The 22,521-nt window shown below is 62.9% G+C and carries 21 protein-coding genes; 11 read left to right on the forward strand and 10 right to left on the reverse strand.

Annotated features, from left to right (window positions below; translation table 11 throughout):
* Positions 1-15: 15 nt before the first annotated feature.
* Positions 16-1,299: a phosphopyruvate hydratase gene (gene eno / locus IVB31_RS09875; RefSeq protein ID WP_211387143.1), complete on the reverse strand. Its 1,284-nt coding sequence runs from the start codon at positions 1,297-1,299 to the stop codon at positions 16-18.
* Between the two features lie 124 nt (positions 1,300-1,423).
* On the opposite strand from eno, the gene queF reads away from it, so the two are divergent.
* Complete coding sequence (gene queF, locus IVB31_RS09880) at positions 1,424-1,900, forward strand: preQ(1) synthase (protein WP_247321313.1); 477 nt, start codon at positions 1,424-1,426, stop codon at positions 1,898-1,900.
* Positions 1,901-2,038: 138 nt separating this feature from the next.
* Here queF and IVB31_RS09885 read toward each other — a convergent pair whose 3' ends face one another.
* Complete coding sequence (locus tag IVB31_RS09885; RefSeq protein ID WP_247321315.1) at positions 2,039-3,436, reverse strand: MFS transporter; 1,398 nt, start codon at positions 3,434-3,436, stop codon at positions 2,039-2,041.
* An 80-nt stretch (positions 3,437-3,516) separates the two neighbouring features.
* Here IVB31_RS09885 and IVB31_RS09890 point away from each other — a divergent pair, with 80 nt between their 5' ends.
* A complete protein-coding gene (locus IVB31_RS09890; RefSeq protein ID WP_247321317.1) occupies positions 3,517-4,461 on the forward strand; it encodes a LysR substrate-binding domain-containing protein in 945 nt (314 codons plus the stop codon).
* A 73-nt stretch (positions 4,462-4,534) separates the two neighbouring features.
* On the opposite strand, the gene glsA is transcribed toward IVB31_RS09890, so the two are convergent.
* The 4 genes from glsA to IVB31_RS09910 form a co-directional block, all read right to left on the reverse strand.
* Entirely contained in the window at positions 4,535-6,409 is a 1,875-nt protein-coding gene (glsA, locus tag IVB31_RS09895) for a glutaminase A (protein ID WP_247321323.1), read from the reverse strand.
* A gap of 85 nt (positions 6,410-6,494) precedes the next feature.
* Positions 6,495-7,700, reverse strand: coding sequence for an MFS transporter (locus IVB31_RS09900; protein ID WP_247321325.1), 1,206 nt, complete (start codon positions 7,698-7,700; stop codon positions 6,495-6,497).
* Positions 7,700-8,563 (reverse strand): 3-deoxy-8-phosphooctulonate synthase, encoded by an 864-nt coding sequence (gene kdsA / locus IVB31_RS09905; protein ID WP_247321327.1) that lies wholly within the window; start codon positions 8,561-8,563, stop codon positions 7,700-7,702. The genes IVB31_RS09900 and kdsA overlap by 1 nt, the downstream gene beginning before the upstream one ends.
* Positions 8,564-8,688: 125 nt before the next feature.
* Positions 8,689-9,015 (reverse strand): NIPSNAP family protein, encoded by a 327-nt coding sequence (locus IVB31_RS09910; protein ID WP_247321328.1) that lies wholly within the window; start codon positions 9,013-9,015, stop codon positions 8,689-8,691.
* Between the two features lie 198 nt (positions 9,016-9,213).
* Here IVB31_RS09910 and IVB31_RS09915 point away from each other — a divergent pair, with 198 nt between their 5' ends.
* From IVB31_RS09915 to IVB31_RS09925, 3 genes are all read left to right on the forward strand, one after another.
* Positions 9,214-9,888, forward strand: a complete 675-nt coding sequence (locus tag IVB31_RS09915) for a response regulator transcription factor (protein ID WP_247322083.1) — start codon at positions 9,214-9,216, stop codon at positions 9,886-9,888.
* Positions 9,885-11,261: a HAMP domain-containing sensor histidine kinase gene (locus IVB31_RS09920; RefSeq protein ID WP_247321331.1), complete on the forward strand. Its 1,377-nt coding sequence runs from the start codon at positions 9,885-9,887 to the stop codon at positions 11,259-11,261. Before IVB31_RS09915 ends, IVB31_RS09920 begins: the two co-directional genes overlap by 4 nt.
* 105 nt (positions 11,262-11,366) lie before the next feature.
* The gene (locus tag IVB31_RS09925; RefSeq protein WP_247321332.1) at positions 11,367-12,008 is read left to right on the forward strand and encodes an rRNA adenine N-6-methyltransferase family protein; all 642 of its coding nucleotides are present in this window, start codon (positions 11,367-11,369) and stop codon (positions 12,006-12,008) included.
* 190 nt (positions 12,009-12,198) lie between these two features.
* Here the strand turns inward: IVB31_RS09925 and IVB31_RS09930 are convergent, their stop codons facing one another.
* On the reverse strand, positions 12,199-12,399 hold the full coding sequence (locus IVB31_RS09930) for a helix-turn-helix transcriptional regulator (RefSeq protein ID WP_276576606.1): 201 nt from the start codon (positions 12,397-12,399) through the stop codon (positions 12,199-12,201).
* Positions 12,400-12,636: 237 nt separating this feature from the next.
* Here IVB31_RS09930 and IVB31_RS09935 point away from each other — a divergent pair, with 237 nt between their 5' ends.
* The 6 genes from IVB31_RS09935 (at position 12,637) to IVB31_RS09960 (ending at position 19,104) form a co-directional block, all read left to right on the forward strand.
* The gene (locus tag IVB31_RS09935) at positions 12,637-13,368 is read left to right on the forward strand and encodes a hypothetical protein (protein WP_247321334.1); all 732 of its coding nucleotides are present in this window, start codon (positions 12,637-12,639) and stop codon (positions 13,366-13,368) included.
* A gap of 54 nt (positions 13,369-13,422) precedes the next feature.
* Positions 13,423-14,727 (forward strand): MFS transporter, encoded by a 1,305-nt coding sequence (locus IVB31_RS09940; RefSeq protein WP_247321336.1) that lies wholly within the window; start codon positions 13,423-13,425, stop codon positions 14,725-14,727.
* 142 nt (positions 14,728-14,869) lie between these two features.
* The gene (locus tag IVB31_RS09945; protein ID WP_247321338.1) at positions 14,870-16,081 is read left to right on the forward strand and encodes a hypothetical protein; all 1,212 of its coding nucleotides are present in this window, start codon (positions 14,870-14,872) and stop codon (positions 16,079-16,081) included.
* Between the two features lies 1 nt (position 16,082).
* Entirely contained in the window at positions 16,083-16,904 is an 822-nt protein-coding gene (locus IVB31_RS09950; RefSeq protein WP_247321340.1) for a class I SAM-dependent methyltransferase, read from the forward strand.
* 20 nt (positions 16,905-16,924) lie between these two features.
* The gene (locus IVB31_RS09955) at positions 16,925-17,824 is read left to right on the forward strand and encodes a hypothetical protein (RefSeq protein ID WP_247321342.1); all 900 of its coding nucleotides are present in this window, start codon (positions 16,925-16,927) and stop codon (positions 17,822-17,824) included.
* Positions 17,825-17,829: 5 nt separating this feature from the next.
* Complete coding sequence (locus tag IVB31_RS09960; RefSeq protein WP_247322085.1) at positions 17,830-19,104, forward strand: ATP-grasp domain-containing protein; 1,275 nt, start codon at positions 17,830-17,832, stop codon at positions 19,102-19,104.
* A gap of 116 nt (positions 19,105-19,220) precedes the next feature.
* On the opposite strand, the gene IVB31_RS09965 is transcribed toward IVB31_RS09960, so the two are convergent.
* From IVB31_RS09965 to tpiA, 3 genes are all read right to left on the reverse strand, one after another.
* Positions 19,221-20,852 (reverse strand): CTP synthase, encoded by a 1,632-nt coding sequence (locus IVB31_RS09965; protein ID WP_247321344.1) that lies wholly within the window; start codon positions 20,850-20,852, stop codon positions 19,221-19,223.
* Positions 20,853-21,018: 166 nt separating this feature from the next.
* Entirely contained in the window at positions 21,019-21,405 is a 387-nt protein-coding gene (secG, locus tag IVB31_RS09970) for a preprotein translocase subunit SecG (RefSeq protein ID WP_247321346.1), read from the reverse strand.
* A 175-nt stretch (positions 21,406-21,580) separates the two neighbouring features.
* Positions 21,581-22,336 (reverse strand): triose-phosphate isomerase, encoded by a 756-nt coding sequence (gene tpiA / locus IVB31_RS09975; RefSeq protein ID WP_247321348.1) that lies wholly within the window; start codon positions 22,334-22,336, stop codon positions 21,581-21,583.
* Positions 22,337-22,521 lie beyond the last annotated feature (185 nt).

Raw genomic sequence — 22,521 nt, forward strand, 5'->3', positions numbered from 1 at the left:
AACGAGGCCGATGCGTTACGCCAGCGCCTTCAGTGCCGCCTTGCCGCCGTAGAGCGCCTGCTTGCCGAGCTGCTGCTCGATACGCAGAAGCTGGTTGTATTTGGCGGTGCGATCGGAGCGTGCAAGAGAGCCGGTCTTGATCTGACCGCAATTGGTGGCGACCGCGAGGTCGGCGATGGTGGAATCTTCGGTCTCGCCGGAGCGGTGCGACATCACCGAGGTGTAGCCGGCCTTATGCGCCATCTCGACGGCGGCGAGCGTCTCGGTCAGCGTGCCGATCTGGTTGACCTTGATCAGGATCGAGTTGGCCCGGCCGGCCTTGATGCCTTCGGCGAGGCGCTTGACGTTGGTGACGAAGAGATCGTCGCCGACGAGCTGGCATTTCTTGCCGACGAGGTCGGTCAGTTCCTTCCAGCCGTCCATGTCGTCTTCCGACATGCCATCCTCGATGGTCACGATCGGATAGCGCGAGACGAGGTCAGCAAGGTACTTGGCCTGCTCGGAGATCGACCGGGTCTTGCCCTCGCCTTCGTAGACGTATTTGCCGTCCTTGAAGAACTCGGTCGAGGCGCAGTCGAGCCCGATGACGATGTCGGAGCCCGCCTTGTAGCCGGCCTTGCCGATCGCGTTCATGACAAATTCGAGCGCGGCGTCCGCCGACGGCAGGTTCGGGGCAAAGCCGCCCTCGTCGCCGACATTGGTGTTGTGGCCGGCCTTCTTCAATTCGGACTTCAAGGTGTGGAACACCTCGGCGCCGTAGCGCAGGCCCTCGGCGAAGGACGACGCGCCCACGGGGAGGATCATGAATTCCTGGAAGTCGATCGGGTTGTCGGCATGCACGCCGCCATTGATGATGTTCATCATCGGCACCGGCAAGAGACGCGCCGAGGTGCCGCCGACGTAACGGTAGAGCGGCATGTCGAGCGAGTTCGCGGCCGCCTTGGCGCAGGCGAGCGAGACGCCGAGGATGGCGTTGGCCCCCAGCCGGCTTTTGTTCGGCGTGCCGTCGAGGTCGATCATGATCTGGTCGAGCTGGGCCTGCTGCTCGACATCGAGGCCGCTCAGGGCCTCGAAGATTTCGCCGTTGACGGCACCGACCGCCTTGGTGACGCCCTTGCCGAGATAGCGGGCCTTGTCGCCGTCGCGCAGTTCCACCGCCTCATGGGCGCCGGTGGAGGCGCCGGACGGCACGGCAGCACGGCCGAGCGCGCCATCTTCCAGCACAACGTCGACCTCGACGGTGGGATTGCCACGGCTATCGAGAATTTCGCGGCCGATGATGTCGATGATGGCGGTCATGGGAGCCTCTTTCCGGGAACAAGGGGGCAGTTAGCGGTGCTTCTACCGCAATGCATCGAGGCGGAAAAGGCCGGGTGACGGCTGCCGAAGGATTGGCTATGAGGGCCGGCACGGAGGCGGCCAAATGTCGAAAAAGCCAAGCAAATCGAAGAACTCACCTGCTTTACAGCTCGGCCGCGCCGTGGAATGGCCCGATACGCCCGAGAAGGCGAAGCTCGACCGCGTGCCGAATCCGCAAGCAGGCACGGACTATCTCGTGCGCTTCACCGTGCCGGAATTCACCTCGCTCTGCCCCGTCACGGGCCAGCCTGATTTCGCGCATCTGATGATCGACTACGCGCCGGGTGCGTGGCTGCTGGAGTCGAAGTCGCTGAAACTCTACATCGCGAGCTTCCGCAATCACGGCGCCTTCCACGAGGACTGCACCGTGATGATCGGCAAGCGCATCGCGAGCGAGATCAAGCCGAAGTTCCTGCGCATCGGCGGCTACTGGTATCCGCGCGGCGGCATCCCGATCGACGTGTTCTGGCAGACCGGCCGCGCGCCGAAAGGCCTGTGGGTGCCCGAGCAGGGCGTCGCACCCTATCGCGGGCGGGGCTGAGTCTTTCTCGTGTCGGACGCGCCGCAGCGTGAAGCGCTGCGCCGCTGGACCGGGACCCAGCGTCGCGATGGCCCCCCGATCAGCAGCCCACCACGCAACGCGCGTCCGACCAAGCCACCCCCCTTCCCGACTCGGCATCTACCCGCTGCTTTTGTCCGCGATGCTCGGCGGCAGTATCAAAGCAGCGATCAGGCCGCCGACTGCTGCAAGAGCGGCAAGAAGCCAGGGCCATGCATAGCTCGCGGCGGTCGCTACGTCCGGCAGGGCTGCGCCGAGTGCTGCGATACCGAGGGCAAACCCAGCCTGCCGCATCACCACGGTAACGGCCGAGGCCATGCCGGCCTGGGCCGAGGGCATCAGTGCAACCACGGCGCCCGACAATTGCGGATGCGCGAGGGCAGCGCCAAATCCGATCAAGAGCATCCCGATGGCTGCAGCGGCGAGAGCGGCCTTGGCGCCCCCGAGCCAACCGCTCGCCGCCGACGCCAAAATGAGATCACCGGCCAACGCTGCCACCATTGCCGTCGCAAATACTCGACCCCAACCGCAGCACGCCACCAACCGGGCGCCATAGGGTGGCAGGAGAAGCATCGGCAACGTTGCGGGGAGTAGTGCAATCCCAACCGCTGAACCTGTCCAGCCGAAAGCAGCATTCAGGAATGGCGGCAGGTAGACGAGCACGGCCCAATAGGCAACGGAGACCGCGAACAGCAGCAGCGAAATGCAAATCATGACCGGCCGACCAAACACGGCCGGATCGAAGATCGGCACCGGCCGGCGCAACTGCTGCAATACGAAGATGGCAAGCAGACACGCACTCGCGGCAAGGCCGACCGCAACGCGCGCGGGTGTTGAACGTCCCGTCAAAAGGCTTTCGATTGCAATACCGAGAGCGAGGGTAAGGAGAGCGACACCGCTCCAATCCAATGGTCGGCGCTCAGGACTTCGCGACTCTGCGACCAGCAGCGGAACGATCAGAAGAGCGAGCGAGCAAAGCGGGATATTGGCAAAGAAGATGTAACGCCATCCGATCAGACTCGACACGAGTCCACCCAGGGTCGGACCGAGCGCCATCGCAATACCCGAGAGCACTCCCATCAACCCAAATGCCCGGGCACGCTCCTCGGGCCGGACATACGTGTTCGCGAGCAGCGCAATGCCGCCGGTTATGACGAACGCCGCACCGACGCCTTGAACTGCACGAGCAGCCCACAGCATCGGACCGCCCGCCGCAACCCCGCAAACGATCGAGCCGACCAGGAACACGATATTGCCGCCCAGCAGCGCGCGGCGACGTCCGTATCTGTCGGCCAGCGCGCCGGCAGCGAGCAGAGTGCCCGTAAAAGCCAAACTGTATGCATCCATCACCCAAGCGCTGGCGGCGACGCCGAAACCGAGATCAGCCGCGATGGCGGGCATCGCGACCACAACCGCGGTAACATCGAACTGCGTGAGAAACGCCGCCATGCCCAGCACCATTGCCGGCAGCCCGCACCAAAGGCGTCGAGACTGCGTGTCGTGTTCGGGATTTTCCATGGATCTCCGATCGAGAAGGGCTGCTACCCCATATGGACGCCGAAGCGCGATGCAAGCCAATGCAAAGGGTTCACATCCGCATGAAAATCATTCATGCTTATGCAATGCGTTCATTTCCCCCGTTTGACGGCTTAATCGCATTTGAGACCACGCTGCGACATGCGAGCGTCACTCGCGCCGCAGCCGAACTCGGGCTCACCCAAAGCGCTATCAGCCATCGCCTTCGCAAGCTTGAAGACTTCGTCGGTTCGCCGTTGCTCATCCGACAGCCCAGCGGCGTAAGTGCTACAGCGGCCGGTATTGCCCTCTCGAACGGGCTCGGCGGCGTGCTCGACAGGATGGTCGATCTTCGCGCGCTGTGTCGCGCCGCGGCGCCGCCCTCGATCCTGAAAGTCGGCGTCGACGCGGCACTTGCCGACTATTGGCTCGTGCGCCGCTTGCCGGACTTTTCAGAACACTATCCAGGCATTCCGGTCGAACTGACCATTCTGCAAGGCGACGCGCAACCGCGGTCAGCGGATCTCGACGTCGCGGTGCGATGGCTCCCGGCGTCGGGCTTCAGGGCGACGTCTACGCAGCGGCTGCTATATCGCGAGCATGTTTTTCCGGTCTGTCACCCGCGGCTGCTCCCAAATCGTCGATCAAGCTACGACCTGACGCTGATCAGATCGTTACCGCTCTTGCACAAGGGCCGGGCCGGTGAAGACAGCGGAGCCGAGTGGTCGTGGACAACCTGGTTTGAACGATTGGGCTTCGGCCGCCCGCCGTCTGCGAAAATACGCTTTGCGACGATAGCCACGGCCATAGCCGCCGCGCTTGCCGGCAACGGGGTCGTGCTCGCACGCTCGTTGCTCGTCCAGGATGCGCTGAAAGATGGAAGGCTTGTGCGAGTGCTTCCACCGTCCTGGGATTTGCTCTCGAGCAAGGCCCAAATCGTGCGCTGGTCCGCCCCAATGGCCAAGGACCATCGCGTGATTTCTTTTGTCAAATGGGTGCTCCAGACCGCAAAAGCTGCCGGGGATTGACCTTCATCCTGTTTTCACTGCGCCGCGGAGATCGGTTTCGGTCCCGCCACACGTCGTTTCACAAGCACATGACCTAATACGCACTCAGCAGATCCACCTTCGCATTCGCCAGCACCAGGCGCCGCGCCAGGATGGCGGCGAGGTTGCGCATGATCTTCAGCGACGTCTCGGGATGCAGACGGCGATAATCGGCAAAGCTGTCGAGCGGCAGTTCGAGGCAGGTGACGGGCGTGTCGGCAACGACGTCGGCGCTGCGGCTCCGCTCCAGGATCGCCATTTCGCCGAAGGCCATGCTGGGGCCGAGGGAAGCAAGACGCACGCCGCTCGGCAGCTTCACGCTGACCATGCCGCTCTGGAGAAAGAACAGCGAATTGGCGGGTTCGCCGGCGGCGATGATGCGCTGGCCGGCCGCGTAGTGTCGCGAGGTCGACAGCTTGACGATGGCGGCGATCTCGTCGGCGTGGAGCTCGGCAAGCAGCGCCTGCTCGTGAAGATGGGCGCTCTCCTTCACGTCGGTGAAGCCGCCGAAGCGGTAGATCACCTGATCCTCGGCCCATTCGATGGCATCGTCCAGCAGCGCAAAGCGCCGGAGACGTCGCGGCTCCGCCATACGCGCGGCGATCGCCGCCCACACCGCCGAGGTCTCCTCGAACCCTGACAGGATCGTGGTGACGTCGACATTGCCAAGCGATGCCAGCGTTTCGCCCAAAAGCTCCGCGCCGGCCGCCGTGATGTCGGGAACGCGGCGGAAATCGATGATCAGCAGCGGCGCGTTCGGCGGCTCGCTGGAGAGCCTTCGCGAGACGTAGTCGATGGTGCCAAAGTTCATCGCGCCGACCAGCTCCAGCACGCGGATGTCGCTGTGGCGCTCGTTGAGGATCTGCTGCTCGTGCGGCTGGCGGCTGCGGCGCGACGAGATGCCGTAGATGTCGTAATCCGCCATGATGCTGGTGCGGACGTCGGCATTGCGGTTGAGCATGTGCAGGTCGAAGCGCGCCGACAGCGCCTCGCAGACTTTCAGTCCGCGCGCGCTGTTGAAATGTTTGTCGAGCAGCGGCGAGAAGGTGCCGAGCCCCAGTTGCGAGGGCAGCGCCGCGACGATGCCGCCGCCGACGCCGCTCTTGGCGGGAATGCCGACGCGATAGGTCCATTCGCCGGCATAGTCGTACATGCCCGAACTCGTCATCACCGACAGCGTGCGCGCGACGATGTGGGGCGTGATCACCTGCACGCCCGTCACCGGATTGATGCCGCGATTGGCGAGCGTTGCCGCCATCACCGCCAGATCGCGCGCGGTGACCAGGATCGCGCATTGGCGGAAATAAACGTCGAGCACGGCGTCAACGTCGTCCGGCAGCACCGCGTAGTTCCGCAGCAGCCAGGCGATGGCCCGGTTGCGGTTGCCGGTCGCCGTTTCCGAGGCATGAACGGCGTCGTCGACGCCGAGCTCGCGGCCGGCAAACTCGCTGAGCTTTGAGCGGACGCGCTCGAAGGCACCCTTCCCGTCCACCTCATAGATCAAGCCCGAGCAGGCGATCGCGCCGGCATTGACCATCGGGTTAAAGGGACGGTTGTCGTTGGTGAGCCGGATCGAATTGAAGGCCTCGCCGCTCGGCTCGACCCCGATGGTGGCCGCGACGCGCTCTTCGCCAGCCATCTCCAGCGCCAGCGCAAATACGAAGGCCTTGGAGACCGACTGGATCGTGAACGGTACCGCGCTGTCGCCGACCTCGTAGATATGGCCGTCGATGGTGACGAGCGCGATGCCGAAATGATCGGGATTGGCCCGCTTCAGCTCGGGGATGTAGTCGGCGAGCTCACCGGAATTGTCGGCCCTGAATTCCGAATGGCAATCGGTCAGGAAGCGCCGCAGCGGTGGCTTGGTGGAATACCCTGTTGATCGGGGCACGCTGACTGCGCTGGGCGAGCGGATGACCTGGGCGTCCACGTTTTCACACCTCGATTTGCTCAAAATCAAAGCAATTCGTGTGCCATGGTGGAGGTGACGCCCCCTATAAGGGACCGACTGGAGCTCAGCGCGCGTCGGACGGCGCCCGCTGCTTCAGGAGTCGCGCGCAGACGAAGCCCAGCACGACCATGATCGCGGCGCTCGCGAACAAGGTCGGCATCTTGCCGCCATGCAGGAGGCCGAGGCCGTAGGCGAGCGGCCCCACCGTCTGCCCCATGAAGAAGAAGAACGAATGCAGCGACAGCGCGGTCGCGCGGGCCTCGACCGAGAGTTCGCTGGCAAACATCTGGAGGCAGCCATGGGCGATGTAGAAGCCCCAGCCCATCACGACCAGGTTCAGCGCCTGCACTTCCCAGCGCGGGCCGAAGGCGACAGCGACGAGCTGCGAGGCGACCAGCGTCATGCCCGCGATCATCATGCCCTTCATCCCGAGCCACGGGAGCAGGCGCGACACCGTCAGCGTGTAGAAGAGGCCGCCGACCGCGAAGCCCGCGATGACGAGGCCGGCGATCGACAGCGAGGTCTGCCCAAGCTCGAACAGGAACGAGGCGATGTAGGGAAACAGGCCGAGCACGCAGCAGCCTTCGACGAACACGGCCCCATAGCAAACGTAAGCGTTCGGATTGGTGAAGATGGTGTGATAGCCGGCCTTCAGCGCCGAGAGGCTCGTCTTCGGCGGTTGCTTGACCTTGGCGCCACGAAAACCGGCAGCGACCGCGATCGACGCAACGATAACGAGCGCACCGAGTACCCCCAGCACGCCACGCCAGCCGAGAAAGTCGCCGATCAGGCCGGAGGCCGAGGCGCCGAGCAGGTTGCCGGTCATCGCGCCGGCGAGCGTGCGGCTGATCGCGACCTGGCGCTTCTCGGGGCCGACGAGATCGCTGGTCAGGCTCAGCGCCACCGGAAACACGCCGCCGGAGCCGATGCCGGCGAGGATGCGGGTTGCGAACAGTACCGAGAACGAGGTCGAGAGCGCGCCGAGAATGTTGGCAAGACCGAGCAGCGCGAGGCAGCCGATCATCAGCCGGGTCTTGCCGAACAGGTCGGCGGCGGCGCCGACAATCGGCTGGATGATCGAGAAGGTGAAGGCGAACACCGCGGCAAAGCCGGCAGCGGTCGCGATGCTGACGCCAAAATCCTCGGCGACGTGCGGCAGCACCGGATCGAGCGCGCGCGCGGACAGCGCTGCGGCGAAGCTTGCACCGGAGATGACATAGAGGGCGGCCGGCAGGCCGTGATCGTGCGGCCGCGCCTCGCCTTGCTGCATCAGCGTGGGTCGGCTTTGGCAGAATCTTTGGCGAGCGCGTCGAACGCCATCAGCCTTCGGATCAGCCCCTCGAACTCGCGCAGCGGCACCATGTTGGGTCCGTCGGAGGGCGCGCTATCGGGGTCGGGATGGGTCTCGATGAAGACGCCGGCAACGCCGACGGCAACGGCCGCGCGTGCCAGCACCGGCACGAATTCGCGCTCGCCACCCGAGGATGCCCCCTTCCCGCCCGGCTGCTGCACCGAATGGGTCGCGTCGAAGATCACGGGGGCGCCGGTGGTGCGCGCCAGGATCGGCAACGCGCGCATGTCCGAGACCAGCGTGTTGTAGCCGAAGGAGGCGCCGCGCTCGGTCACGAGGACGTTGGGATTGTTCGCGCTGGTGATCTTGGACACGACATTCGCCATGTCCCAAGGCGCGAGAAATTGGCCTTTCTTGACGTTGACGACCTTGCCGGTCGCGGCGGCCGCCAGCAATAGATCGGTCTGCCGGCACAGGAAGGCGGGGATCTGCAACACGTCCACCGCCTGCGCCACTTCGGCGCACTGCGCGGCGTCATGCACGTCGGTCAGGACCGGCAGGCCGAAGGAGGATCGGATTTCGGCGAAGATCGGCAGCGACTGCGCCAGCCCCAGCCCGCGCGCAGCGGATGCGCTGGTGCGATTGGCCTTGTCGAACGAGGTCTTGTAGACGAGGCCGATCTTCAGCCGCGCGGCAATCTCCTTCAGCGCGGAGGCCATCTCCAGCGCATGCTGGCGGCTTTCGAGCTGGCACGGCCCGGCAATGATCGAGATCGGCAGATCATTGCCGAATTTGACCGCGCCAATGGTGACGACCGCCGCCGCTGAATTCGAAGAGCTCAAGGCAAATCCCTCGTTTCGGCGCGACCATAGCCGCGATGAAGGACGGATCAACCCCATTCAGCCCGGGCGCTCAGAATATCAGGGTTGCGCCCGGGCTCCCCACGACGCCCTCGCGCCGGCAGCCGCTATTTCACCGCGGAGAAGGCGGTCGGCGCCAGGATCTGGCTGACGATGTTGCCGACAATCTGGCCGTCCGCCTCGCTCTCGGCGCGCGCTTTCATCCAGTCCGGATCGGTCGCGAAGGCGCCCCACTTCTTCTCGCGCTCGGCGAGCGACTCCCAGGCCAGGAAATAGGTCAGCTCCTGGCTGGATTCACCGATCAGCGTCGTGAAGAAGCCGGCCTGCCTGATGCCGTGCTTCTCCCAGATCTTCAGCGTGGCAGTCTCGAACCGCTTCAAGAGCGCCGGCAGCCGGCCCGGCACGCAGCGATAGATCCGCATTTCGTAGATCATTCTTGTTTCTCCCTCATCAGGTCCAGCGCTTATAGCGACTGGCCCTGTCGGTGTCTTGAGGCCCGCCCGGCCGCCCCCGCGGCGTTCCGCGCATGGCTGGGGCCCGCTCAAAGCCAATTCCTCGAGAGCCGGTTCCCGCAATGCTGCCGCAATGATACGGCCGCTAGATTGGCACGATTGAGGGTCGAGGTGTGGATCATGCGGATTTTACTCGTCGAGGACGAGGCCGAAATGGCCGACGCGCTGGCGTCGGCACTGAAGCGCTACGACATGGTGGTGGACCACGCCCCCACCCTCGCCGAGGCCGAAGAGGCAATTTCTGCCGACGTCCACGCCGCCGTCCTGCTCGATCGCCAGCTTCCTGACGGCGACGGTCTCGCCCTGATCCCGAAACTGCGGGCACGCGCCGACGGCGTGCCGATCATCGTGTTGACGGCGCGCGGCGAACTCGCCGACCGGGTCTCCGGACTGGACTGCGGGGCGGATGATTATCTGGCAAAACCGTTCGCGGTGGAGGAATTGCTGGCGCGGCTGCGCGCCGTGCTGCGCCGGCCCGCCGGGCTGCAGCCCGACATCATGCACGCGGGCCGCATCGCTTTCGATTTCGGCCATCGCGAGGCAAGCATCGACGGGGCTCCGCTCGAGCTGCCGCGGCGCGAGCTCCTCGTGCTGGAAGCCCTGATCCGCCGCATGGGCCGGACCGTGCTGCGCTCGGCACTGGAAGAAGCCGTCTACAGTTTCGACGACGAGATCCAGTCGAATGCACTCGATACCCATGTGTCGCGGCTGCGCCGCAAACTCTCGGAGGCCGACGCACGCGTGGAGATCCACGGCATCCGCGGTGTCGGCTATCTGCTGAAGAAGATGCCATGAGCAAGCACGACGAACCCTATTGCCTGCGCTCACGGCTGAGCTGGCGCCTGCTGTCGCTCCAGGCCGCGCTGCTCACGGCGCTCGTTGCCGTCGTCGTCGGGGCATTGTGCGCGTCGGGCTTCGTGCTGGCCGAGCGCGACGAAGATCGCGTGATCGACCTCGTCCAGCGCGCGCTGGCGCGTGACGCGCAAGGCAACCTGACCCTGCGATCGACGACCGAGCTGAACCAATTGCGCCGCGAGACCCCCGACCTCTGGCTCCTGGTCCGCGACAGGCAGGGGCATTCGCTCAGCGAAGGCGCCGTGCCGGCCGAATTCGCCGCGATCGGCGGTGGCCTCGACCAGATCAGCCAGGCGCGGCTCGGCTGGCAGTTGTTCGAGGACGATCCACGCAAGCCCCCGGCGCGACTGAAACGGGTCGACACCGACGCCGGCAATGTGCAAATCATCACGGCGACGCAAGGCAGACTGACCGGCGCCAAGGCGCTGTTCATGACATCGCTTGCATTCCTCGGCATCGCCCTGCCCGGCCTGCTCCTCATGGGAACGGCGACCCTCATCGCAACGCCGATGATCGTGCGGCGCGCTTTCGGGGGACTCGACACCACGGCGGATCAGGCGCGGCGCATCGACATCCACCAACGCGGCGCGCGGCTGTCGCTGGACCGGATTCCGCTCGAGGTCGTGCCGCTCGTGACCGCGGTCAACGACGCGCTTGCGCGGCTCGACCAGGGCTATGTCCGCCACAAGCGGTTCGTCGCCGATGCCGCACACGAGTTGCGCACGCCGATCGCGATCCTGAACACGCGGCTGGAGTCGCTTCCACCAGGGCCGGACAAGGCCCGGCTGCTGGAGGATTCCGCGCGGCTGGCAACGCTTACCGAGCAATTGCTCGACATTCAGCGGCTCGACCGCTGCAGCCATCCCTTCACGCGCGTCGACCTGGTCGCGATCGCGCAAAGCGCAGCCGCCGATCTCGCGCCGCTGGCGATTGCCGCCGGCTACGAGCTGGCGCTCGATGCACCCGAGACGCCGATCGAAACGATCGGCGATGCGGCGGCACTGGAGCGCGCGCTGACCAACCTCGTGCAGAATGCGATCCAGCACGGCCCTCGCCGCGGCACCATCGGCATTCGCGTCAGCAGGCCCGCGAGCATCGAAGTCTCGGACGAAGGCGCAGGCATCCCCGTCGATCAACGCGAGATGATCTTCGAGCCGTTCTACCGTCTGACGCCGCTCGATCGCGGCGCCGGCCTCGGGCTCAACCTGGTACGCGAGATCGTGCTCCTGCATGGCGGCCACATCTCGATCGAGGACGGAGCGATCGGCGGCACATGCTTCAGGATCACGCTGCCGCCGGTCCGGGAGAATTGACGCAATCGGCATTGCCGCACGCAATGCTGTCGCAATGCACACGAGCGATTGTTTAGCCGCCTCACTTTTGATCTGCGAGGCGCCAAGCAAAATGCCGGAGTGCGCATGCCCAACGATTTCCTCTCGTTCTTCCTGTCCTGGATGTCGGCCCCGCGTCGGGTCGGCGCGATCGCGCCGTCAAGCGCGGCGCTCGCCGATCTCATCACCCGCGAGATCACCGCATCGACCGGCCCAGTTCTCGAGCTGGGCCCCGGCACCGGCGCGTTCACCTACAAGCTGCTCAAACGCGGCGTGCGCCAGCAAGACCTCACACTGATCGAATACGGCTCCGACTTCATGAAGCTGCTCCAGATGCGTTTTCCCAACGCACGCGTCTTGTGGATGGATGCGGGGCGGCTGGCAACGGAGCGTCTCTATGACGGCGCGCCCGTCGGCGCGGTCGTCAGCGGCCTGCCGCTGCTCAACATGTCGACGCGCAAGGTCGTCTCGATCATCGGTGGCGCGTTCAGTTACGTCCGCCCCGGCGGCGCCTTCTACCAGTTCACCTACGGCATGAGTTGCCCGATCCCGCGGCCTGTGCTCGACCGGCTCGGCCTGCGCGCAAAGCTGGTGGATCGTGCCCTGCTGAACGTGCCGCCGGCCGCCGTCTACAAGCTGACGCGCCGACCGCAGATGAAGCTCGTGACGGGGTCGCGTGCGCCGGACGCCTCAACGCGGGTCGCACCGGAAACCATGCAACACGTGTGACGGCATCATCCGTCGCTGAGGCGAAGCGCCGACAAAATTGCGGCCCGATGGAGCCACGCCCGTGTCCATTGACCCGGCGTGACCCAAGGAGCGGTTATGGCACAGCGTCAAAATACGATTAGGCTTGTCTACAGGCTTGCGAAAGCGTATCCGACGCCCGCGCCGCTATCCGGCTCAATTCAACGGGCCGCTAAAGCGGAATGAGGCCTTCCTTGATTCCCTGAACCACAGCTGAAATGCGATTTGCCGCACCAAGCTTTCGCATCGCATTGGTCAGATGGAATTCTACCGTTTTCTCCGAGATCGCAAGGATCTCTCCGATTTCCCAGTTTGTCTTTCCCTCCTTGCACCATCGCATACATTCCAGCTCTTGCGAGGTGAGGCTTCTCATGCACGGCTTCCTTCGGGAGGGGCAAACGTCGGATGATGCTGACTCGATCCGCGGCCAGACAACCTTTAGAAGTCCACCGCCATTTTGACAACCATAATCTTTGCGCGATATAGTTTGCCCGGTTGCAATAACTTCAAGCAAACCGATCAGAATCCGATGAGAGAGTTTGCGTTCTCCTCGAAATCATTCTGTTAGAAATCGACCTCGCTTGAATGATCTTCGGGTGGTAGAGAACGGATGAACTCGATGACAGACGTGTTACGCAATTCGGGCGAACTCAGGCGCTCCGGTGAATATGATCTCACGTTCTATTGGAGCGGCGAAGACGTTCCCGTTTCGCGCCGGTATGAATTGGCATTTGCGTTCGACGAGATCGCCTCGACGATCTGGGGTTTACCCGCCGACTTCTTTCGTAAAGTCGGGCCGGACTTATTCTCCGAGCGAGACCGTGTGGTCGTCCTGAGCCGGCAGGACAAGGTCATTGGATTCTCGGTATCCAGGCGGTTGATGGTCGGCGACCAACCGGTGCTGTTCCGGCGATACAGCTGCATGTATGCCGCTGATCGAGGCTACGGATTATATAGTGCGCTAACGGCTCCTGTCTTGGAGCACGAAATTGCACAAAAGCCGGGCACGCTCTTCCTGGCATGGCGAACGCGGAACCCCGTGGTGTGGTTCAAGAACGCCGCAATGTGCAGGCGCGTGGCGCCTGATCTGCGCGATGGTCGCGCCGATAGCGAGCTAACGGAGCTCGCGCTCGCCGTTTGCCGCGCAGTCTATCCCAAAGCAGAGGTCGATCCGGTCACGCTGACCGTGAATTCCGTCTATCCCGGAAACACCGGATATCAAGTTCAGCCTCGCCATCCGCTTCCGGAGCTCGACGCCATCTTCATGGCGCACCCCGGCATGGAGAGCCGGCACAACGCCCTGTTCGGGATCGGCGAGATCAAGAGCGCTCCAACGCGCTAGCCTACGACATCGAGATTCAATCACCGTCGGCCCTTGCGCGACCACTCGCTGTCGATGCGCCCGTTTTCTCTCAGGCTAGACGATGAATCCCACCGCGGGCACCTCGGCGCGATCGCCGCCGCCGGCACCATCCACCAGATCCGATCCATTCGAGGCTTGATTGTGGCAAGAACATTCACGCTGAGTGCGGCCTATTTCTACGTGATATCAAACATCACGCTCATCGTAACAACGTTGCCATTCATTGCGCACGATGTCTCCCTGACTGACCTGCAAAGAGCCTTGCTCGTCTCGATATTCCCGCTCATCTCTCTGCCAGGCAATCTTCTGATTGGCCCGGTGGCCGATCGTTTGGGCAGAAAGCGATTCCTGCTTGTCGGATCGTTGTCCTGCGCCGTTCTGTTCGTTGCCAGCAGCGCCGTCACCTATGCCTGGCAAGCCATCCTGCTGAGGGGGCTTACGGCGGTCTTCATGTCGATGATCAGCTGTTCGATCTTCTCATCGATACCTGATCATTTCGACCGGACGCAGACATTGAAGGTGACCGGCTACGTCTCAGCGGCGTCCTCGCTCGCCCAGCTGCTCGCAATCCCCCTCACACTCCTGATCGCTGAAACGGCGGGGTGGCGCTGGTCGTTTCTCGCGCTGGCGGTTTATGCCGGCCTCCTTTCCGTGATGATTTCCAGGCTGCCTCCGCCGCAATTCGCTGCGGCACGCACGAACCAGCGGGGCTTGATATCCGATTTGGGCCAGACCCTTTCAGTGCTCCGGAATCGGCTTCTCCATCGTCCCTTGACGGGGTATGCGCTCTATTCATGCGGAATGTTCGTGTTTCTGTCCATGTACCCATCGTGGCTGCTCACTCAAGGATCCAGCATCGAGACAGGCTACAACGTCAGCCTGATCTTCCTCGCCGGAGGTCTGGGAGGCCTCGCGGGAGCACTCTTTACGGGATTTGTCGGGGGCCAATTGGGTTCGGATCGCGCGACGCGCTCGGTCCTGGCAGGGCTCACCGCGACATCGGTCGCTGCCCTTCCGTTTCTGGGGACGATGCTTGCGGGGCAGATTGCGGCCTATTTCCTGGTATGCGCGTGTCGCGCAATCCTGCTCCCCATCGTGATAAATTTCACGATGTCCATCGTCCCCCCAGACCAGCGCGGCAGCGCGAACGGGGTCCTGGCGGCGGCCTTTCAGACAGGGACTGCGATAGGCGGAAGCATAGGCGCTCAGCTTTATGTTGCTGACCGCAGCTTTCTGGCAAATGCTGCAATCGCCGCTTTACTCTTCCTGGCATCTGCGCTGGCCTTCATGACAACGTCCCATCCCGACTTGCGCTGCAGCTCAACCCGCGAGCGGTAGCGCTGATTATGACCACATCATGTTCTCCCTCGACGCCGCTCTTTGCCTTTTTTGGCGTGGACGTGGCCAACCTAGGATAGTTCCTAGGTTTTCAGCGTGCGCGAACCGGCTATGTGCACGACTGCCGGAGTAGGAGTGAGAAATGTTGAACGCGCCAGTCGTGAAGTCGGTCGTCGAGACGTATGGTACACCCTGCTACATCTACGACGAAGCATCGATCCTGAGCAGCATCGATCGATTCACTTCAATCCGATATCAGAACAAGTCGATTCACTTCGCTACGATGGCAAACAACAACGTTTGTCTTCTCGACTTGATACGTCGGCGCGGATTGAAGGTGTTTGTCAATTCGGCCAAGCATCTGGCTCTGGCGCGCGCAAGCGGCTTCGGCCACTCCGACATCATCTATACGGCAACGGGCATCACCGAAGCGACCCTTCGTGATCTCATTCGGCGCGGCGTGGAAATCAACATCGACTCACTTCCGCAACTCGAGCTGTTCGGCAGGCTGGTCCAGGAGCTCGGCGGGCGCCGGTCTGTCGGCATCAGGATCAACATCGCCGAGAACTCCCGCGGCAATGTCTTTACAGGCGAAGAGAGCCGGATCGGAATCTACGCGAGCGAATTTCACGAGGCGTGTCGGATCGCAGACCTGTTTGGCATCACGATTGCGGGAGTGCACGTCTACCTCGGCACAGACATCGCCGACTACCGCTATTTGGTGACAGGTACCGAGGAGGTTCTCTCCGCCGCCGAAGCATTCCCCGACCTGCAATATGTCGATCTCGGTGGCGGGTTCCCGACCGAGGGACTGAACGGCGTTTACTTTGACTATCCGAGCTACGGTGCGGCGATTACCGATAGTTTTACGCGATATTCCGAGAAGCGTGGGCGTTCCATCAAGTTGATCCTCGAACCGGGGCGATCGCTGTTCGGCGACTCCGCGATCTTCTGCACGAGCGTCGTCGATCTGAAGGAGCGCGCCGACCGGTTGATCGTGGGTTGCGACGGAAGCGTAAGCCAGTTCCCCCGGCCGCTGATGTACGACGAATACCACCCAGTATCCGTCAATGGCAAAACCGATGTCAGCCCCCAGGCCAAGCTCTGCGACGTCGTTGGCAACACAACCTATTCACGGGATTACCTCGCGAAGGGCGTTCGTCTTCCAACCCTCGCCCAGGGGGACATCCTGCGCCTTGAACATGCCGGAAGCTATTGCTTCGCGCTCACAACGCAGTTCCTTGGGCAGTTTGCACCGGTGGAGGTCCTCGTCCGCCTGAACGGCGAGATCGACGTCATTCGGGAACGCGAGATTGACACCTCCACGATCCCAGCGGAGCTGGAGCCGGCCTGACATGCAGCGTGTTCATTCCGAGGATTTCGAGCGGGTCCGCCAACTTTACGACGAAGCGCTCGACGACAATGCACCCGAGCAGGAACTCATCTATCCGCGCGCGTACGGACCGTCGGAGTATGTCGGACAGTACAGCGACAACACCGCCTCCGACCTGCGGCGGATGGGGCTGGCCATGGCTCTGCCGCCGGGCGCCCGGGTGCTCGACGGCGGCTGCGGGCCCGGCGCCGTCGCCTGCCTTTATGCGGAAGAGTTCGGGTGGGACATCATCGGCGTTGACATCTCCTCCAGGCACATCGCTCGAGGTCGACAACGTGTGAGCCGTTCACCTGCGTCCGATCGGGTAACGCTTCGGCAGCAGAACCTCTACGATGTATCCGAGCTTGAACGATTTGACGGCGCCTACGGAACAGGTGCGTGGTGTCACTTCGACGCCACAGAGCTGTTTGCGAAGCTCGGCCGGCTTATACGCTCCGGAGGCCGCGTGGCATTCATGGAGCGGACCAGGAAAGGTCTGATTCCCGAGCCGTCCTATGACGCTGCGACAGTCGGATGGGCCTGTCCCGCGATCTACTCGACTGACGAATACATCGAGATCATGGGCGCGGCCTCGTTCCGGAGCGTGATGGTTGAAGACATGAGCCCGCATTTCAGAGCGCTCCAGGCCTCGCAAATCCGGGAGCGGCTTGTCTGCAGGGAAGAACTCATGCGGCGCACGTCCCAAAAGCAGTTCGACACGAGCCTGGACCTGGCCAGGGCCGAGTTCTCGCTGACCGAACAGGGCTTGCTCGGTTACGCCCTCATTGTTGCCGAGCGGATGTGATCCATTTTTCGAGAAACGACATGCATGAAGTGGTGGAGTGGCTGAACCGCGACGAGCGGCATTGCCATCGTATCGAGGCGGTCATCTACGAAGAAGACACCCCTGTACAGAACGTCAAGATCGTCCGGCTGGCGCGGTATGGCTTGAGCCTCTTGCTCAACGGTCGCGTTCAGTCGACGCAGTTTGACGAGGCGATCTATCATGAAGGCATCGTGCTACCGGCCTATCTCGCGCGGGACAGATCGGAAAATGTCCTGTGCGTCGGCGGCGCCAACGGCGGGATTATCAGGGAGGCCATGAAGTGCCCGTCAGTCAATTCGATCGAGATGATCGATATTGATCGCCGCGCTTTTGAGATCTGCCAGGAGCATTTGCCGCACATGTTCCTCGGCGTCGACTGGAGCAAGAACATCCGCCTGAGCTTCGGCGATGTCGGAAGCCTTCTGCATGGCCTCAAGGGACCGTTCGACGTGATCTTCAACGACGTCGCGGACGCAATTGCCGGCACGGCAGCAGTCGGCTTCTATACCGAGGAACACTTCAAGAAGTTGAAGACCGCGCTTGCTCCCGGAGGGATCCTGGTCACGCAAGCGGGACCGGTTGAGCATATTCAAGGTCATTTCTTTTCCAGCGTAAACGACACGCTCGCGACACTGTTTCAGACGACATCACCATATCTTCTCGATGTCCCGTCCTACGGACTGCCCTGGGGATTTGTTCTTGCGTCAGACGCACCAATAGCATTCGACATGCGCAGTCTCGGCGCCAAGCTCGCCAGGCTGGCTGGTAGCCCTCATACCTATGATGAAGAGGCGCACCGAAGAAATTTCAGCCTTCCCTATTTGATCAGGAAGAGGCTGCGAGCGCACGGACGAACAATAACGTCGAACCGGCCCATGCTGACCTTCGAACAGGCTTGATCGACATGGGCGCGCGTTGCGACGAATCCGCCGGATACCAGCTACTCACGAGTCTCATGGACCGTGCGGTCTGCCTTCACGATGACTGGAATCACGTCCTGGGTGAAGACGATTGGGACCAGTTCGACACCAACCCAATGCTGCTCGGCGCAAGACGGTGCGTCATGCACGAGCTACTGGGATTTGGCAGCCGCTATCTCGAATACCTCGCCGGGCTCGACTGCCGCCCCGCCGAAATAATCAGTCCCGCAAGACGCAGCGCCAGCGTATCGCATGATCTGGTCGCGGACCCCGCTGCCCTTCGGCTCGTCAAGGCGGCTCTGTCGGTTCCAGGATCCTGCCTCTCGACATACTATTCGTATCACGATCTCAGACTGGACCAGATCCTCGGCCTTCCAAGCGGTCCGGCTGAGTGCATACCTCCGGTCGAAGTGTTCAACAGGGTCATCGACAGAATCGGGAACTACTCAACGCTGTTGAAGGCGGGCGTCCCGGTGCCCTTCAGCGCAATCTGCCGGGACAGCTCCGAGGTGTCGCAATTTTTTGCCGCCGCGCGCCGGCAGGGTCACCGCGACATCATCCTCAAAGAACATCACCGCAAGCTGACGACCGTACAAAACATCCAGCAGCTGCAAGCCGCCATCGAGAACGTGCAGTATCCGCTCCTCGCCGAGGCCGTCCATACCGCAATTTCATCTCCCGTTGCTCAGTCGATTCGCATCTTGAACCGCACCGAGCGCCTGTTCGCGTTGAAGCAGCGCATCAGCAACTTTCACTTCAAGGGAAACCTGTCGCCGCACGCGCTTAGCGCGGAGCAGCTGTCGGCGATCTGGCAGTTCAATGAAAAAATCGCTGACGCGATACCGGACTTCCAGGGTGTATTCGGCGTGGACTATATCATCACCGCGAAACAGGAAATCTTGGCAGTCGACTTCAATCCGCGATTCAATTCCTCGACGTACCCCTATTTCTTCTTGCAAAGAATGGGTCTCGATATCGAGGGAAGCCACAGTCGATACGGGTTTATTGAAGACTGTCCACTGGTGGACATGAGCGACCTTCTGGCTGCAGATGATTTTCCGCGGTTTGACCGGAAAACGGGATGCGGAGTTTTCATCTACAACCCGGTATTCAGCCGATCTCTTAACAAGGTTCGCAAGTGGTCTTACGTCATCGCTGCCCACGATGCGGAAGCTCTGGTGCGATTGAGACTGGAGTTCAGGAAATGTCTGGATCGAGTTAGATCGATGCACCGGTTAGAGCCGGCTCCGCAAATCTGACAGGGCGATCAGTGGGGTTCTGCCGACGGCGGGTAACGCATGGCGGCCCAGTCCTGGCAGACCCTTCATTCGACGGCGCGAAGATTCTGTTCAGACAACCGGGACCAGGTCGCTGACTACACCAATCGGCTCTGCACCATCGCCGCCTGAATGAACGAGGCGAACAGCGGATGAGGCTCAAAAGGCCGCGACTTCAGCTCGGGGTGGAACTGGACGCCGATGAACCAGGGATGATCCTCGTACTCGACGATCTCCGGCAGCACGCCGTCCGGCGAGAGGCCCGAGAATTTCAGGCCGTGCTGCTCGAGGCGGTCCTTGTAGGCGGTGTTGACCTCGTAGCGGTGGCGGTGACGCTCGGAAATCTCGGTCGCGCCGCCATAGACCTGGGAGACGCGGCTGCCGCGCGTGAGCGCCGCAGGGTAGGCCCCTAGCCGCATTGTGCCGCCGAGATCGCCCGCGTTCGAGCGCTTCTCGAGCTCGTTGCCGCGCAGCCATTCCGTCATCAAGCCGACCAGCGGCTCCTTGGTGGGGCCGAACTCGGTGGAGTTGGCCTCCTCGATGCCGACGAGATTTCGCGCCGCCTCGATCACCGCCATCTGCATGCCGAAGCAGATGCCGAAATACGGCACGTCGCGCTCGCGCGCGAACCGCGCCGCGCGGATCTTGCCTTCGGCGCCGCGCTGGCCGAAGCCGCCGGGCACCAGAATGCCGTTGACGTGCTCCAGGAACGGCGCGGGATCTTCCTTCTCGAAGATCTCGCTCTCGATCCAGTCGAGATTGACCTTCACCTTGTTGGCGATGCCGCCATGCGAGAGCGCCTCGATCAGCGACTTATACGCATCCTTCATGCCGGTATATTTGCCGACGATGGCGATGGTGACGTTGCCCTCGGGATTACGGATGCGCTCGTTGATCTGCTGCCAGCTCCGCAGCTCCGGCGGAATCCGCGAGCCGATGCCGAAGGCGGCGAGCACTTCGTCGTCGAGGCCTGCGGCATGATAAGCCTGAGGGACAGCGTAGATGCTGTCGGCGTCGCGCGCCTCGATCACGGCGCTCTCGCGCACGTTACAGAACAGCCCGAGCTTGCGCCGCTCCTCCTTCGGGATCTCGCGGTCGGTACGGCAGAGCAGGATGTCCGGCTGAATGCCGATCGAGCGCAGCTCCTTGACCGAGTGCTGCGTCGGCTTCGTCTTCAACTCGCCGGCGCTCGGAATGTAGGGCAGCAGAGTCAGGTGAATGTAGATGGCGTGATCGCGCGGCAGCTCGTTCTTGAGCTGGCGGATCGCCTCGAAGAACGGCAGGCCCTCGATGTCGCCGACGGTGCCGCCGATCTCGACCAGCACGAAGTCGTAATCGTCGTTGCCGTCGAGGACGAATTCCTTGATGGCGTTGGTGACATGCGGAACCACCTGGATGGTGGCGCCGAGATAATCGCCGCGCCGCTCCTTGGAGATGATGTCCTGGTAGATGCGCCCGGTCGTGATGTTGTCTTGCTTCGTCGCCGGTCGGCCGGTGAAGCGCTCGTAGTGACCGAGATCGAGATCGGTCTCCGCGCCGTCATCGGTCACGAACACTTCGCCGTGCTGATACGGCGACATCGTTCCGGGGTCGAGGTTGAGATAGGGGTCGAGCTTGCGGAGGCGGACCTTGTAGCCCCGGGCTTGCAACAGGGCACCGAGTGCCGCTGAAGCCAGACCCTTGCCGAGCGAAGAAACCACGCCGCCGGTGATGAATATGTACCGCGCCATGGGGCTTAACCTCTAATCCCTCGAATTCGATTCGCCAAAGCGATTCGTATTCCGCCCCAAAGATTTTGCGGGCCTGTGGGTGAGCCAAAAGTAAGAGTGGTGACAGAGCCTTGATGGGGGCTTTTGATGCAGGACGGTAGAAGCCGCCCTGCATGGCCCCCCTGCTTTATTGCGAGCGCGGTACCTGCGGGCCGCTCGGTGCCGGAGCCTGCTGCTGCTCGTCGGCCTTCTTCAGCGAATCCAGGATGCCGCCCGAGGTCGGCGGCGCGATCGGCCCGCCACCGGCCGGCTGGGTCTGCGACGCCGGTGTGCCGATGAGCGACGAAGGCGCGCGGTTGTAGCCCGCGTGCCAGGACAGGAACAGGCTGGTCAGGAAGAAGCCCGCAGCCAGGATCGCGGTCGTGCGCGACAAGAGATTTGCGGTGCCCCGACTCGACATGAAGCCCGCGCCGCCGCCCATGCCGAGGCCGCCGCCTTCCGACTTCTGGAGCAGGACGGCGCCGATCATGACGGCGACGATCATGAGGTGAATGACGATGACAACAGTCTGCATAGTGTCCTTCCGTCACAAGCCGACAGCGCCGAGACGGCGGCCGATCGCGCTTCGCGGGTTTTCCTGAAGTTGCGCGGTGTTACACGATCGGAAACGGCATTGCCACCCCCGATCGGGCCAGGATCCACGCTTTGGGATTAGCCAGGGCCGCGCTTAGCTAGGGGCAGCGCCTTAGCTAGGGGCAGCCCTTGGCAATGGCAAGGAATTCGGCCGCCTTCAGGCTGGCGCCGCCGACCAGTGCGCCGTTGACGTTTTTCACGGACATCAGCTCGGCTGCGTTCGAGGGCTTGACCGAGCCGCCATAGAGGATGCGCATCCTCCCGCCATCGGCCTTGAACCGGGAGGTCAGGAACTCCCGAATAAACCCATGAATTTGCTCCACATCCTGGGCCGTAGGGGTCAGGCCGGTGCCGATTGCCCAGACCGGCTCGTAGGCCACGACCAGATTGGCGGCGGTCGAGCCGTCCGACAGCGAGCCGGTGAGCTGGCTGCGCAGGATGTCCAGGGTCTGACCGGCATCGCGCTGGGCTTGCGTCTCGCCGATGCAGACGATCGCGACCACGCCGGCGCGCCAGGCGGCCTCGGCCTTCTGCCGGATCAGGGCATCGCCCTCGCCGTGGTCGGCGCGGCGCTCGGAATGGCCGACGATGATGGCGGTCGCACCGGCATCCACCAACATTTCGGCGGCGATATCGCCGGTATGGGCGCCGGAGGCCTTGGGATGGCAATCCTGGGCTCCGACCGCGACCGTCTTGCCGCGCGCCTTCTCGGCAAAGGCTGCGATCAGGGTCGCCGGCGGGCAGACCAGCAGGTCGGCCTTGCCGGCCACCTCTGCCGCACCATTGAGCATGGCGTCGAATTCGGCAATCGAGGTCTTCAGGCCGTTCATTTTCCAGTTGCCGGCGATCAGGGCTCGGAGGGCATCGGTCATGTCAAATTCCAGCAAAATTCGGTTTGTGCATGCGCTAGCAGAGGTGCCGCGGCAGTTCCAGAGACCAGAGGCCTTTAACCGCAGGGATCGAAAGCCTGTTGGACCTGAGGTTGCGGGGGGAAAGCCGCCACTTTATGATGATTGATCAATTTGGTGACGCGCTTTTGCTGAATCTGCATTAAGAC

Origin of the sequence: Bradyrhizobium sp. 21 (genome assembly GCF_023073335.1) — a bacterium.
GTDB lineage: Bacteria > Pseudomonadota > Alphaproteobacteria > Rhizobiales > Xanthobacteraceae > Bradyrhizobium.

Bases quoted from the DNA above. Each gene is read 5' to 3' on its own strand.
- IVB31_RS09885 (WP_247321315.1), bottom strand. From the start codon at position 3,436: ATGGAAAATCCCGAACACGACACGCAGTCTCGACGCCTTTGGTGCGGG.
- IVB31_RS09900 (WP_247321325.1), bottom strand. From the start codon at position 7,700: ATGCAGCAAGGCGAGGCGCGGCCGCACGATCACGGCCTGCCGGCCGCC.
- IVB31_RS09890 (WP_247321317.1), top strand. From the start codon at position 3,517: ATGAAAATCATTCATGCTTATGCAATGCGTTCATTTCCCCCGTTTGAC.
- IVB31_RS09960 (WP_247322085.1), top strand. From the start codon at position 17,830: ATGGGCGCGCGTTGCGACGAATCCGCCGGATACCAGCTACTCACGAGT.
- IVB31_RS09915 (WP_247322083.1), top strand. From the start codon at position 9,214: ATGCGGATTTTACTCGTCGAGGACGAGGCCGAAATGGCCGACGCGCTG.
- IVB31_RS09920 (WP_247321331.1), top strand. From the start codon at position 9,885: ATGAGCAAGCACGACGAACCCTATTGCCTGCGCTCACGGCTGAGCTGG.
- IVB31_RS09925 (WP_247321332.1), top strand. From the start codon at position 11,367: ATGCCCAACGATTTCCTCTCGTTCTTCCTGTCCTGGATGTCGGCCCCG.
- IVB31_RS09965 (WP_247321344.1), bottom strand. From the start codon at position 20,852: ATGGCGCGGTACATATTCATCACCGGCGGCGTGGTTTCTTCGCTCGGC.
- IVB31_RS09940 (WP_247321336.1), top strand. From the start codon at position 13,423: ATGCGCCCGTTTTCTCTCAGGCTAGACGATGAATCCCACCGCGGGCAC.
- secG (WP_247321346.1), bottom strand. From the start codon at position 21,405: ATGCAGACTGTTGTCATCGTCATTCACCTCATGATCGTCGCCGTCATG.
- queF (WP_247321313.1), top strand. From the start codon at position 1,424: ATGTCGAAAAAGCCAAGCAAATCGAAGAACTCACCTGCTTTACAGCTC.
- IVB31_RS09935 (WP_247321334.1), top strand. From the start codon at position 12,637: ATGAACTCGATGACAGACGTGTTACGCAATTCGGGCGAACTCAGGCGC.
- IVB31_RS09930 (WP_276576606.1), bottom strand. From the start codon at position 12,399: ATGAGAAGCCTCACCTCGCAAGAGCTGGAATGTATGCGATGGTGCAAG.
- IVB31_RS09950 (WP_247321340.1), top strand. From the start codon at position 16,083: ATGCAGCGTGTTCATTCCGAGGATTTCGAGCGGGTCCGCCAACTTTAC.
- IVB31_RS09955 (WP_247321342.1), top strand. From the start codon at position 16,925: ATGCATGAAGTGGTGGAGTGGCTGAACCGCGACGAGCGGCATTGCCAT.
- tpiA (WP_247321348.1), bottom strand. From the start codon at position 22,336: ATGACCGATGCCCTCCGAGCCCTGATCGCCGGCAACTGGAAAATGAAC.
- eno (WP_211387143.1), bottom strand. From the start codon at position 1,299: ATGACCGCCATCATCGACATCATCGGCCGCGAAATTCTCGATAGCCGT.
- IVB31_RS09945 (WP_247321338.1), top strand. From the start codon at position 14,870: ATGTTGAACGCGCCAGTCGTGAAGTCGGTCGTCGAGACGTATGGTACA.
- IVB31_RS09910 (WP_247321328.1), bottom strand. From the start codon at position 9,015: ATGATCTACGAAATGCGGATCTATCGCTGCGTGCCGGGCCGGCTGCCG.